This is a genomic window from Corallococcus sp. EGB, assembly GCF_019968905.1.
GTDB lineage: Bacteria > Myxococcota > Myxococcia > Myxococcales > Myxococcaceae > Corallococcus.
This window is the reverse complement of the sequence record NZ_CP079946.1, coordinates 3,559,654-3,571,962: the sequence shown is the minus strand read 5'-3', so window position 1 is coordinate 3,571,962 and position 12,309 is coordinate 3,559,654. Positions and strand designations below refer to the sequence as shown.

The window sequence follows — 12,309 nt, the reverse complement described above, 5'->3', positions numbered from 1 at the left end:
GGCCGCGCCGTTCTCTCACGAGGAGCACGCATGCGCACGCTGGTGAAGACCCTGTTGACTGTCTCCGCTGTGGTGTCGCTGGCCCCCACGGCGGCCCTTGCCCTGCCGCCCCAGTGCAGCTTCTCCGGCTGTCGCACCGCTGATTGCGACGCCGTGTGCTACATCGGGCTCAAGATCGAAACGACGTGTGGTGAGTACACCAGCTACACCTCCTGCGGCGGCGCCTGGGGCGTCGTCTCCGAGCCCACGGCCTCCGTGACCGACGCGGAGGCCCGCCAGGCCGAAGAAGCCTCGCAGGTGTGCAGCGAAGAGCATCCCACCGCCGAGCAGTCCCTCACCGCCGGCACCTGAGCGCCGGTCCGCGAGGCCCTGGCTCCATGGCCGGGCCTCGCGGTCGCACGCCGCACCCGCGCTCCAACGGAGAGTGCGCCCCACTCCGTGCACTGAGCCGCTCGAGCCCCCGCCGCCCCGGTCGCTCCCAGGCAGCCAGGCGTCCCCAGCGCTTTCGCTTGTGCCCGCGCCCCCTGCCCCGTAGGTTGCGGGCAGATATATGGGCTCCCATACAAATCGGACGCCGCCACCGGAGGTCTCCGGCGAGGTGCGCTCGGCCATGGATGGATTGCGTCGGCTGGTACGCCTGCTGAGGGTCTCCACGCGCGCCTCAGAACGGCTGGTCGGCATCAGCGGCGCCCAGCTGTTCATCCTCCAGGAGCTGGCGGAGGCCGGGCCGTGCTCCATCAACGCGCTCGCGGAGCGCACGCTCACGCACCAGAGCAGCGTGTCCGTCGTCGTCACGAAGCTCATCGAGCAGGGGCTGGTGAGCCGGCGCCGCTCGGACGAGGACGCCCGCCGCGTGGAGGTGGCGTTGGAGCCAAAGGGCCGGGCGCTGATTCGCAAGGCGCCCCCCATGGCCCAGGCGCGCCTCATCTCCGCGCTGCGCGGGCTGGAGCCCGGCGTGCGTGCCGGTCTGGTCCAGGGGTTGGACGCATGGGTGCGCGCCCTGGGACTCGACGGGGACGTGGCTCCCCTCTTTTTCGAAGACGAAGGCTCGCGCCCTTCGCGGCGCCGCAAGGCCGAGGAGCACTCCGATGAAGAAACCTGACGTGGAGCGCATCGAAGAGGGGCTGGGCGAGGGAGCGACCGCGCGGTCCAGCCTTCCCGTCGCCCCATCGATGGGGCCCGCGCTCGCCAGCCTGCGCACCCCCACCACCTCCGTGGCGGTGGACTCCCGCACCGTGTTCATCAGCGGCCTGGCCGTGGTGCTCGCGGCCGTCGCGGGCCTGGTGGCGCAGGGGCTGGGCGCCCTCATCCACTTCGTCACCCACCTGGCGTTCTACGGCCGGTTGTCCGTGCAGCCGGTGTCGCCCGGGGACAACACGTTGGGCGTCTGGGTGGTGGTCGTGCCCGTGGTGGGCGCCCTCATCGTGGGCCTGATGGCGCGCTATGGCTCGCGGGCCATCCGGGGCCACGGCATCCCGGAGGCCATGGAGCAGGTCCTCTTCAACCAGAGCCGCATCCCGCCCCGGATGACGCTGCTCAAGCCGCTGTCGGCGGCCATCGCCATCGGCACCGGCGGTCCCTTCGGCGCGGAGGGCCCCATCATCGCCACGGGCGGCGCGCTGGGGTCACTGATGGGACAGGGACTCCACGTCACCGCCGATGAGCGCAAGGCGCTGCTCGCCGCGGGCGCCGCCGCGGGCATGGCCGCCACGTTCGGCGCGCCGGTGTCCGCGGTGCTGCTCGCCGTGGAGCTCCTGCTCTTCGAGTTCAAGCCCCGCTCCGTCATCCCCGTGGCCCTGGCCACCGCCACCGCCACCGGCGTGCGCATCGCGTTCGTGGGCGGCGCGCCCGCGTTCGCCATCCCGGACCTGACCACGCCTTCAGGCTCGGCGCTCGCGTTCTACGGCGTGCTGGGGCTCGTCATCGGCGTTGCCTCCGTGGCGTGCACGCGCGCGGTGTACTGGCTGGAGGACATGTTCGAGAAGCTGCCCCTGCACTGGATGTGGTGGCCGGCGCTGGGCGCCATCGTCGTGGGCGTGGTGGGCTACTTCTCCCCGCGAACGCTGGGCGTGGGCTACACCAACATCGAGGACATCCTGTCCGGCCGCTTCGTGGGGACGGCGATGATCCTCTTCTGCGCGCTCAAGTTCATCTCCTGGTCCGTGGCGCTGGGCAGCGGGACGTCGGGCGGAACGCTGGCGCCCCTCTTCACGCTGGGCGGCGGCCTGGGCTCCGGCCTGGGGCTCCTGGCCACGCAGCTGGTCCCCTCCCTGGGCGTGGACGTGCGCGTCGCGGCGCTGGTGGGCATGGCCGCGCTCTTCGCGGGGTCTTCACGCGCGCTGCTCGCGTCGGTGGTGTTCGCCTTTGAAACGACGCGGCAGCCGCTGGGCCTGCTGCCGCTGCTCGCCGGCTGCGCGGCGTCCTACCTGGTGTCCGCGCTGCTCATGCGTCACTCCATCATGACGGAGAAGCTGGCCCGCCGCGGCGCCCGCATCCCGACGGAGCTGGGCGCGGACGCGCTGAGCACGGCGCTCGTGCGCGACCATGGCCTCAAGACCGTGGTGACGCTGCAGGCGGAGTCGCTCCTGGAAGAGGTGCGCACGTGGCTCGCGTCTGACGCCGCGGGCTCCCGCCATCAGGGCTTCCCCGTCGTGACCCAGGAGGGCCGGCTGGTGGGCGTCGTCACCCGCAGGGACCTGATGGATGGCCAGGCGAGCGGCAGCAGGCGGCTGCGGGACGTGGTGAAGCGCCCGCCCGCGGTCGTCTTCGATGACAGCTCCCTGCGCGAGGCGGCGGACCTGATGATGGACGAGGGAGTGGGCCGCCTGCCCGTCGTCTCGCGCGCCCGGCCGGAGCACGTCGTCGGAATCCTCACCCGCAGCGATCTGCTCGGCGGCCACCGCCAGCGCCTGGTGAACGAGCGCAAGCGCGAGCGCGGCCTGGGCCCCGCGCGTCCCTCGGCGCCCCGGCCCGCCTGAGCCAGGCCTCGGCTCAGGTCGCGGCAGGGACCTGGGCCGAACGCGCCTTCGCCTCCTGCTCGCGGTGCAAGGCCGCGAGCGTCTGGCGGATGCCTTCCGGGTACGGCGTCTTGTGCACCGTGCCCAGCAGGCCGCGCAGCGCGGAGTCGTCCAGCAGCACCGGGTTCGTGAGCAGGTAGTACATCTCCACGAGCTCGCGCATGAACGGGTCGAACAAGCCCGCCAGCCGCACCATGCCCTTGCCCATCGCCATCGTCTTTGGCTTGTGGCCGGCCTGCGCGTACATCTCCTTCACCATCTGGCGCTGCGTGGTGACGCCCGCGCCCGCCAGGTTCCAGAAGCGGCCGTACGCGCGCGGCTCGTCCATCAACGCGGTGACGACGGGGCCCACGTCATCCACGAAGACGAACTCGTGCGGCGTGTCCAACGGCCCGATGAGCGGCGCGCGCTTGCCCTGGGACGCGGCGACGAAGGCGCGGTACAGGAAGCTGCGCTCCACGCCCGGCCCGTAGAAGTCCGGCAGCCGGAGGATGGTGCCCCGGATGCGGCCCGCCGCGTCCGCGTCCAGCAGCAGGTCCTCCTGCGCCTTGCGCATGCGGCCCTTGTAGGAGTTCGGCTCGCGGGGATGGGACTCCGTCACCGTCGCGGTGCGCGGCAGGCCATACGGATACACCGTGCCGATGAGCACCACCCGCTCCACGCCCTCCGCGATGGCTGCGTCCAGCGTGCGGCGCATCAGCTCCGGGTGCAGGTGGAACTGCCAATAGTTCACGCCCACCATGTAGATGAGCGTCCGCACGCCCCGCGCCGCGGCCCGGATGGACGCCGGGTCCTCCGGGTTCCACGTCACCACCTCCGCCCGCGGATCCGCGCCGAACTCCTTGCGCAGGCTTCCCGCCGAGCGCCCCACCACCCGGTACGGCCGGCCCTGCGCCTGGAGCGTCCGCGCCACAGACTGCCCGATGACGCCCGAGGCGCCGAACAATGCCACCGTCTCCATGTCGCTCTCCTGGAAGTGAACGGCCGGACATTTTATGAACGGCGTTCTGTGAACGGTGTTCATTTATTGCTGGCCGTTCGTTCCGTCAAGGCCTACGCTCGTGACATGGGCATCACGGAGCGCAAGGAGCGTCAGCGCGCGGAGCTGCGGGAGCACATCCTCAAGGTGGCGCGCGACATGGTGATCAAGGAGGGGTTCAGCGCCCTCTCCATGCGCAAGCTGGCGGACGCGGTGGAGTACGCGCCCGCGACGCTCTACCTGCACTTCGAGAACCGCGACGCCATCGCGCGGGAGCTGTGCGTGCGCGGCTTCCAGGAGCTGCTCTCGGTGCTGGAGCCGGCGGCCGCCGTGGAGGAGCCCGTGGAGCGGCTGTCGCGCCTGGCCCAGGCGTACCTGTCCTTTGGCCTGAAGCACCCGGAGACCTACCGGCTCATCTTCATGGAGGACCCCAGGCTGTCCGCGGACCTCTTCCAGGACAAGCAGGGGGGCGAGGGCCCGCGGGCGTTCGCGCTCCTGGTGCGGGCCTTCGATGACCTGAAGGCCGCCGGACGGGCCCCGGAGGCCACTGACTCCGAGCAGCTGGCGGAGGTCTTCTGGGCGGGGCTGCACGGCATCCTCAGCCTCAAGCTCACCTGCTCCGGGTTCCAGGGCGCGCCGGCGGAGGCCCTGGCGAGGACGCTCGTCGCCACGCTGGTGCACGCTCCGAAGCCCGCGCGGCGCTCCCGGTAACGCCCAGGCAGAACAGGCCGAGCGCGGGCCTGCACGTTGGACCAGACATTCTCCCCCTTCCCGATAAAGCGCGCCGTGCCCGTCTCGCGCGCGTACTGGATGAGCGGCGGCAGCTGCACGCTGTCCGCGTTCAGTCCCAGGCCCTTGCCATAGACGAGGCACGGGCAGATGACGTCGGTGTGGATGCCGTCCTTCGAGGCGTCCAGCACCGTCTTGTCCAGGGCGATGCGCGCCACCTTCTCCGGGACGGGCTCGATGGGCGTGTCCTCGTCGTGCACGCCCGTCGTCAGCTCGCCGCCCGCATCCGTGGCCACGATGCTGGAGCCGCTGGTGTGGATGAAGTGCTTGCCGGAGCCCCTCAGCGCGGCGAGCAGCGCCTCCACGGCCGTGCGCTCGTCCGGGGATGCCCCGCTGATGACGGCGTCGGACTCCTTCGCCAGCCTCGCGAGCACGGCCAGGTCGTCGAAGGACGCGACCGTCGCCTGGATGCCGCGCGCCTCCAGCGCTCGCGCCTTGTCCTGCGTCCGGGCAGTGCCCACCACCTGATGCCCCGCCGCCATCAACCGCGCCGCCACCGACCCGCCGATGTACCCCGTCGCGCCCAACACGAAGACTTTCATCATCCGCTCCCGTGAATGGGCGGAAACCTGCGCTGTTCCCAGGTGGACGGGTAGTGGCTTGCCGGTCACACGTCCTGTTCCTGGAGTACTTGGATGACCCTCATCCAGGAGCCGCTCGCCGGGCTGGGCGCCTTCGTGCGCACGCTCGAGACGGGCAGCTTCAGCGCGGCGGCCCGGGCGCTCGGCGTGTCCCCTTCCGCGGTCAGCAAGTCGGTGGCCCGCCTGGAGGGCCGGCTGGGCGCACTGCTCCTCCAGCGCGGCACGCGGCGGCTCCAGCCGACACCGGAGGGGCTGTCTCTCTTTGAGCGAGGCCAACGCATCGTCTCGGAGCTCGACGCGGCCCAGGACGAGCTGCGCGAGTCGAAGGGCCCCCGCGGCCCGCTCCACGTCACCGCGCCCATGGACCTGGGCCGTCACTGGCTGGTGCCGCGGCTGCCGGCGTTCCTCGCCGCGTATCCCCTGATTCAGTGCGCGCTGGGGCTCACGGACCGCTTCATCGACCTGTTGGAGGAGCGCGTGGACGTGGGGCTGCGCATGGGGGAGAGCTCGGACACGCGGCTCGTGCGCCGGCGGCTGGGAGAATCGCGCGCCGTCATCTGCGCCTCGCCCACGTACCTGCGCCGGCACGGCACGCCCCGGAAGGTCACGGACCTCCAGCGACACGCGTGCCTGGCCTACCTGCGCGACGGCCAGCGCGTCCCATGGCGGCTGGATGGCCAGCCGGTGGACGTGCCCGGCCCCTTCGCGTCCGACAACAACGAAGCGCTGCTCGCGCTGGCGCTGGCGGGCGGGGGCATCGCGCGCATCCCGGAGTTCGTCGCCACCCAGGCGCTGGCCTCCGGGCGGCTGCGCGCCGTGCTCGGCGAGGTGCACCCGCCGGGACCGGACGTGTTCGTCGTCTATCCGGAGCGCCGCCACCTGTCGCCCCGCGTCCGCGTGTTCGTGGACTTCGTGGCGGAGGCGTTCGCGCGCGAGCAGGCGCGGGGTGGTCCCGCGAAGGGGCCGGGCACGAGGCCGCGGCCCCGGAAGTGAAGGGGCTCAGTAGATCTTGTCGCCCTTCTGCACTCCGAAGGGGGACGCCGGCGCGAAGGTGCCGTTCACCGTCGTCCCACCGTTGTGGATGGCGGGGAAGACGGGCTGCATGTTCTGCGGGAACCCGAAGGTGGGCTTCGTGAGCTCGTCCAGGCGGCCCAGCTCCGCGGCCGTGAGCTTCACGTCGGCGGCCTTGAGGTTGTCCTCGAGCTGGGAAATCCGCCGCGCGCCGATGATGGTCGAGCCGACGCCCGGCTTCGCCATGACCCAGGCCAGCGCCACGCGCGCCGGGGTGCTCTCGTGCGCGCGGGCAATCTGCTCCAGCGCGTCGACGACGGTGTAGGTCTTCTCGTTCAGGAAGGGCTCGATGAAGGCGCCCCGGTCTGCCTTCAGCTGCCCGGCGTTCTTGCGGGTGTACTTGCCGCTGAGCGCGCCGCTCTTGAGCGGGGACCAGGGGGTGATGCCCAGCCCGTGCTCCAGGGCCATGGGGACCAGCTCCTGCTCCACGCTGCGCTCCAGCAGCGAGTACTCGATCTGCAACCCGATGAACGCCGACCAGCCGCGGAAGCGCGCGGTGACGTTGGCCTCGACGATCTTCCACGCCGGCGTGTCGGAGACGCCGAGGTAGCGGACCTTGCCGGCCCGGACGAGGTCCTCGAGCGCGGCCATCGTCTCGTCGATGGGCGTATGCACGTCCCAGTTATGGAGCCAGTACAGGTCGATGTAGTCGGTTTGCAGGCGGCGGAGCGAGTTCTCGCACGCAGCGATGATGGACTTGCGGCCGGAGCCGCCCCCGTTCGGGTCGCCAGGATAGAGGTTCCCGCTGAACTTGGTGGCGATGACCAGGCGGTCGCGCCGGGCCGCGTGCCGCCCCACGTGGTCGCCGATGATCTTCTCGGAGTGGCTCTTCGTGTAGAAGTTGGCGGTGTCGATGAAGTTGCCGCCCAGTTCGAGATACCGGTCGATGATGCGCTCGGACTCCTCCACGCTGGTGCCCCAGCCGAGGTCTTCGCCAAACGTCATCGCGCCAAGGCACAGCGGGCTCACGCGGAGGCCTGAGCGGCCGAGCGTCACATAGTGGTCGAGAGGCATGAGGGCTCCAGGGGATGTGCTACCGTTTCGGGGAAGGCCGAACTGGTTCAGCCTTGAACTGATTTAATTTTGTACCAATTTCCGCGCAACCCCTCATGTCGAGAATCGACCCGGCGAGAATCTGGTCGCTGAACTACAACCTGCTGATGTCGGTCATCGCGGACGTGTCGCCCGACATCGCCGAGCTGGGGCTGGACACGAAGGAGCTGTTCGTGCTGGCGCAGGTGGAGGAGCACCCCTACCCGGCCGAGCTGGCGGCGACGCTGAGCATGCCGAAGCCGACCATCACGGTGTACGTGAAGCGGCTGGAGGTGGCGGGCTTCCTGCGCCGGGAGCTCGACACCGAGGACCTGCGCCGGCACCGGCTGCAGGTCACCCCGGCGGGGCGGAAGGTGACGGCGCGGGGCCTGGCGATGCTGTCGGAGGCGTTCAGCGCGAGGCTCGGTCGCCTGAGTGCAGCGGAGCAGGCGCAGCTCCAGCACCTGCTGGAGAAGATGCGCTGACGGCGGCGGTCCACGAACTGGACGGGCTGGACCAGGAACTGGACTCGTTGCAATCCCAGCCATTGTCACGCACTGGCTGCCTCTTGAATCCAGACATTCGATTGGTACGTAATTCTCAACACGATGCCGAGGCGGTCCTCGCCTGGCCGGGGGTTGTCCATACATGCAGACGCGTCGCGCGGGTGAAGTGGTTCTGGGTGCACTGGTGTGCTGGCTGCTGGCTGCGTGTGGTGGTGACAAGGTGCAGGTCCGCGGACATGTCACCAACGGAGGCGGCCAGCAGTCGCAGGGGCTCACCGATGGCGCGCCCGCACTGGCGGGGGATGGAACGGCTTCCGCGGCGGCCACGGTGCGGATCAGCCGCGTGGTGGCGGCCGGCGACCTGTCGACGCTGACGGAGGCGTCCGTCGCGGCGGACGGCAGCTACACGCTGGAGCTGGACAAACCGGGGCAGCGGTTGGTCATCGAGGCGGTGAACAAATCGGGCGTGACGGTGGGCTCCGCGGTGTTGGACTCCACGCAGCCGCAGTCCGGACAGGACGTGCGCACGGCGCCGCCCATCACCAGTGAGTCGTCGCTGGAGGCGGAGGTCTTCGTCCAGATGGTGCGGGACGGGGACTCGCCGGACAGCGTGGACACGGTGGACCTGCGCGCGCGGCTGAACGCGGAGCAGGCGGCGGCGGTGCGTGGTCAGCTCAAGGCGACTGCGGCCGAGTCCGTGGAGGCGCTCGCGGCGGCGGTGCGCGCGGCGCAGGCCACGCGGCTCAAGGCGTATACCCGGGCCGGCGCCTCGGTGACCCAGGACCAGCTCTTCAGCGCGTCGCTGGATGCGTCCGCGCAGCTGGACGCCGCGCTGGATGCCGGCGGTTCTTCCGCGGCGAGCGCCTACGACACGTTCTTCGCGGCGGTGCGCGCGGCCACGCCGCAGGCGACCGACGCGCAGGACCAGCAAGCGGAGCGGGAGGCCAGCGTGTCCTACCGCATGGCGGTGGAAGCGCGGCTGTCCTCCGGAGCGGGGATCGCGGTGGCGGACGCGTCGGTGCGGGCCGCGGCCTCGCTGGAGGCCCGGGCCACCGAGGCCGCCGTGAAGGCCCTGCTCCAGAGCGCCAACGCCTCGGATACGGCGGTGGCCCAGGCGAACACCGCGGCCACGTCGCTGCGCGCGAGCCTGTCCAGCTCCACGTCCGCCAGCGCCGCCGCGACGGCATGGACGTCCTACAATGCACAGCTCGCCACCAGCGGCAGCGCATCCGTGATGGGCGCGCAGTTGGGCGTGACGAGCAGCAACCAGCTCGCCTTCGACTCCGCGGTGCACACGGGAGCGCAGGCGGGGGCGACGCTCGACGCCACGCTGGGCACGGTGCTGGAGCAGTCCGGAAAGGCATCCGCCACGGTGCTCGCGGACGCGGTGGTCAACGCCTTCGCCACCTACGACGCCGCGGTGCGCGCCGGCGCCACCGCCACCCTGACGTCCTTCGGCGCCAAGGCCAACACCGGCGTGGAGCTGCTGATCATCTCCGAGGGTTCGTTCCGGCTGAAGTAGCTGCCCCTACGGCCGGACGTCTCCATCCGCCGCGCGCTGCTCCTCCCGCCGCAGCGCGCGGTCCAGCACGAAGGTCCCGAAGGGCACCAGCGACGCTCCGAACGCCGCGAGCGAACGGCGCACTGGCCAGCCGTGCTCGGAGGCCGCGCGAAACAGTGACGACACGAAGAGCAGGAACAGGAGCCCGTGGACGCTGCCGGTGATTCGCACCGCCAGGGGCTGCCCCAGCAGGTACTTCACCGGCATCGCGATGAAGAGCAGCCCCAGGAAGGACAGCCCCTCCAGGAAGGCCACCCACCGCAGTTGCCGCAACGCGCTCATGGGTCCACCCCGGGCCAGCGCGGCCGGAAGATCATCAACACCAGCACGAAGAAGAACGGCACGGCCGCCAGCAGCGCCCCCGTCAGCGTGCGCCGCTCGTGGGTGGCCAGGGCCCCGAGCGCCAGCTGCGACACCAAGGACAGCGACAGCCCGCCCAATATCCACGGCTCCGTCAGCGCGACGTTGAGCTGGAGCGTCAGCAGGTAGCCCGCGCTCCACGTCAACACCAACCCCGGCGACGCGATGGCGTGCACCGCCCTCTTCCGGTCGCGCGACGTCGTGGCCACCAGCGCCGCCACGAGGCCTCCTCCAAAGAGCACCACGCCCACGAACTTCAGCAGGAGCAGCAAGCGGTAGAGCAACACCCGTCACACGTCCCTGGCACGCCGTGGCGTCCATCGCCACGAACCTCCGCTCATATGACACGGCGAGCGCCCCATCGTGAGTGGCGGAAACGCCATCTTTCGACGGTTTCCCGCCACGCCCCCCCACCCTGGCGGGAACACCCCCGTCCTGGCATCTTCCCGCCATGCACACCGTGGCCATCGTCGCGCTGGATGGAGTGGTGCCCTTCGACCTCGCGATCCCCACCGAGGTCTTCGGCCGCGTGCGGCTGCCCGACGGGCGCGCGGGCTACGAGGTCCGCGTCTGCGGTGTGACACCCGAGATCCACGCGGGCGCGTTCCGGGTAAAGACCCGGTACGGCCTGGGCGCGCTGGCCCGCGCGGACACCCTCCTCCTGCCGGGCACCACGGACGTCTCCTCGCCCGTCCCGCCCCGGCTGGTGCGGGCGCTCCGCGCGGCGTCACGCAGGGGCGCGCGCATCGCTTCCATCTGCTCCGGGGCCTTCATCCTGGCCGAGACCGGGCTGCTCGATGGGCTGCGCGCCACCACCCACTGGCTGGCCGCGGAGGAGCTGGCCCGGCGACATCCCCGCATCCAGGTGGATCCCAACGTCCTCTACGTCGACAACGGCCAGCTGCTCACCTCCGCGGGTGCGGCGGCGGGAATGGACCTGTGCCTGCACCTGGTGCGGCGGGATTACGGCGCCGCGGTGGCGGCGGACGCGGCGCGGCTGTCGGTGATGCCGCTGGAGCGCGACGGCGGCCAGTCCCAGTTCATCACCCATGCACCGCCCGCACCGGAGGGGGCGTCGCTGGAGCCGCTGCTGCGCTGGATGGAGGACCACCTGCACCGCCCGCTCACGCTCCCGGCCCTCGCCCGGAAGGCGGCGATGAGCGAGCGCACCCTGAGCCGCCGCTTCCGGGAACAGACCGGCACCACGCCGCTCCAGTGGCTCCTGCGCGCCCGCGTGCGCCGCGCGCAGCACCTGCTCGAGACCACCGGCCAGTCCGTGGAGGCCGTCGCGGAGGAGGTGGGCTTCGGCTCCACCACCACCTTCCGCGAACACTTCCAGCGCTTCGTCACCACCAGCCCCCTCGCCTACCGCCGCGCGTTCCGGCGCGGCCCGGACGGCCTCAGTGCTGGTGGCCGAAGCGCACCTCCACCTCCGGGTGCGCCGCGACGAATGCGCGCAGCTTCTTGAAGCTCTCCACGCCCCGAGACGCGTCCTGCGTGAAGGTGCCCGGCTCCACGTCGTGCTCCCAGCCCCAGCGCGTGTGGCTGGCGTCCCCCAACAGCAGCACCGGCCCCTTCGTGGAGCGCACGAGGTACGCGGTGCTGCCCGGCGTGTGCCCCGGCACCCAGAGCGCCCACACGGAGCCGTCCCCGAAGATGTCCACCGCGCCGTCGAAGAGGCCCTTCGCGTCGGCCGTGTAGTTCCACTCGGACAGCGCCGGCTTGCCCGCCAGCGCGCGGTCCGTGGCGCCCTGCACCGCCAGGTTCACGAAGGCGCGGCTGCCCGCCTCGCCCGGGCCGGTGTAGACGGGCGTCCCCGCCGGCGCGTCCGCCATGCCGCTGATGTGGTCCGGGTGCAGGTGCGTGAGGAAGACGCCGGACAGCGGCTGGGGCTGCTTCGCCAGCCACTCGCCCAGCGGCGCCAGCACCTTCATCTTCTCCATGTGCATCGCGCTCGTGACGATGCCGCCCAGCGCCGCGCGGTCCGGCGCGTCCCGCAGCGCCGTCTCCACCCCGGTGTCCACGATGTACAGCCCCCGCGTCGGGTGGCGCAGCGCGTGGAAGAAGACCTGGATGGGCTCGTCGCCGTCCTCCAGGTGCGCCGCCTTCGCCGTCGGGTGGTCCAGGTTGATGAGGCCGCTCCGGTCCACGGACCAGTCGCACGACGTCACGGTCTCCAGCTCCACCGGCCCCGGCACGTCCAGCTCCGCGAGCAGCGCCTCCGCCGGCCGCGTCACCCCGAGCGCGGACTGCTGGACGGCATGGGACGACGTGGCGCAGCCGGTGGTGAACCCCACGACGGAGAGGCAGAGCGCGAACAGGGTGGACTTCATGGCGGACTCCTTGTGCCGGCATGCGGCGCCGGGCGTTCGGGACGGGAGGGAAGATGCGCGATGCGCCCGTGGATGGAAAT

13 protein-coding genes and 1 pseudogene are annotated in these 12,309 nt (G+C 71.3%); 8 read left to right on the top strand and 6 right to left on the bottom strand.

The genetic code is table 11. From position 1 onward, the window contains the following. Positions 1–30: 30 nt before the first annotated feature. From KYK13_RS14970 to KYK13_RS14960, 3 genes are all read left to right on the top strand, one after another. Positions 31–351 carry a hypothetical protein gene (locus KYK13_RS14970; RefSeq protein WP_223645115.1) on the top strand — a complete coding sequence of 107 codons (321 nt, stop codon included), beginning with the start codon at positions 31–33 and terminating at the stop codon, positions 349–351. Positions 352–610: 259 nt separating this feature from the next. Next, positions 611–1,102, top strand: coding sequence for a MarR family winged helix-turn-helix transcriptional regulator (locus KYK13_RS14965; RefSeq protein ID WP_223645114.1), 492 nt, complete (start codon positions 611–613; stop codon positions 1,100–1,102). Continuing rightward, positions 1,089–2,978, top strand: a complete 1,890-nt coding sequence (locus KYK13_RS14960; protein WP_223645113.1) for a chloride channel protein — start codon at positions 1,089–1,091, stop codon at positions 2,976–2,978. The genes KYK13_RS14965 and KYK13_RS14960 overlap by 14 nt, the downstream gene beginning before the upstream one ends. Before the next feature lie 13 nt (positions 2,979–2,991). Here the strand turns inward: KYK13_RS14960 and KYK13_RS14955 are convergent, their stop codons facing one another. Next, entirely contained in the window at positions 2,992–3,978 is a 987-nt protein-coding gene (locus KYK13_RS14955; RefSeq protein ID WP_223645112.1) for an NAD-dependent epimerase/dehydratase family protein, read from the bottom strand. 105 nt (positions 3,979–4,083) lie between these two features. On the opposite strand from KYK13_RS14955, the gene KYK13_RS14950 reads away from it, so the two are divergent. Further along, positions 4,084–4,707, top strand: a complete 624-nt coding sequence (locus tag KYK13_RS14950) for a TetR/AcrR family transcriptional regulator (RefSeq protein WP_223646627.1) — start codon at positions 4,084–4,086, stop codon at positions 4,705–4,707. Between the two features lie 104 nt (positions 4,708–4,811). Here the strand turns inward: KYK13_RS14950 and KYK13_RS14945 are convergent. Continuing rightward, positions 4,812–5,267, bottom strand: a pseudogene (locus KYK13_RS14945) (NAD(P)H-binding protein); the annotation flags it as partial. A 153-nt stretch (positions 5,268–5,420) separates the two neighbouring features. Between KYK13_RS14945 and KYK13_RS14940 the strand changes: the two are divergent. Next, positions 5,421–6,359 carry a LysR family transcriptional regulator gene (locus KYK13_RS14940; protein ID WP_223645111.1) on the top strand — a complete coding sequence of 313 codons (939 nt, stop codon included), beginning with the start codon at positions 5,421–5,423 and terminating at the stop codon, positions 6,357–6,359. A 6-nt stretch (positions 6,360–6,365) separates the two neighbouring features. Here KYK13_RS14940 and KYK13_RS14935 read toward each other — a convergent pair whose 3' ends face one another. Continuing rightward, positions 6,366–7,451, bottom strand: a complete 1,086-nt coding sequence (locus tag KYK13_RS14935; RefSeq protein ID WP_223645110.1) for an aldo/keto reductase — start codon at positions 7,449–7,451, stop codon at positions 6,366–6,368. A 95-nt stretch (positions 7,452–7,546) separates the two neighbouring features. Here KYK13_RS14935 and KYK13_RS14930 point away from each other — a divergent pair, with 95 nt between their 5' ends. Together KYK13_RS14930 and KYK13_RS14925 are read left to right on the top strand one after the other, a co-directional pair. After that, on the top strand, positions 7,547–7,954 hold the full coding sequence (locus KYK13_RS14930) for a MarR family winged helix-turn-helix transcriptional regulator (RefSeq protein ID WP_223645109.1): 408 nt from the start codon (positions 7,547–7,549) through the stop codon (positions 7,952–7,954). 163 nt (positions 7,955–8,117) lie between these two features. Further along, positions 8,118–9,497: a hypothetical protein gene (locus KYK13_RS14925; protein WP_223645108.1), complete on the top strand. Its 1,380-nt coding sequence runs from the start codon at positions 8,118–8,120 to the stop codon at positions 9,495–9,497. Between the two features lie 6 nt (positions 9,498–9,503). On the opposite strand, the gene KYK13_RS14920 is transcribed toward KYK13_RS14925, so the two are convergent. Both KYK13_RS14920 and KYK13_RS14915 read right to left on the bottom strand, forming a co-directional pair. Beyond that, positions 9,504–9,818: a DUF3817 domain-containing protein gene (locus KYK13_RS14920; RefSeq protein WP_223645107.1), complete on the bottom strand. Its 315-nt coding sequence runs from the start codon at positions 9,816–9,818 to the stop codon at positions 9,504–9,506. Further along, entirely contained in the window at positions 9,815–10,183 is a 369-nt protein-coding gene (locus KYK13_RS14915; RefSeq protein ID WP_223645106.1) for a hypothetical protein, read from the bottom strand. Before KYK13_RS14915 ends, KYK13_RS14920 begins: the two co-directional genes overlap by 4 nt. Before the next feature lie 164 nt (positions 10,184–10,347). Here KYK13_RS14915 and KYK13_RS14910 point away from each other — a divergent pair, with 164 nt between their 5' ends. After that, complete coding sequence (locus tag KYK13_RS14910; RefSeq protein ID WP_223645105.1) at positions 10,348–11,364, top strand: GlxA family transcriptional regulator; 1,017 nt, start codon at positions 10,348–10,350, stop codon at positions 11,362–11,364. On the opposite strand, the gene KYK13_RS14905 is transcribed toward KYK13_RS14910, so the two are convergent. Further along, entirely contained in the window at positions 11,297–12,229 is a 933-nt protein-coding gene (locus KYK13_RS14905; protein WP_223645104.1) for an MBL fold metallo-hydrolase, read from the bottom strand. The two genes, KYK13_RS14910 and KYK13_RS14905, sit on opposite strands and share 68 nt — an antisense overlap. Between the last annotated feature and the right edge of the window lie 80 nt (positions 12,230–12,309).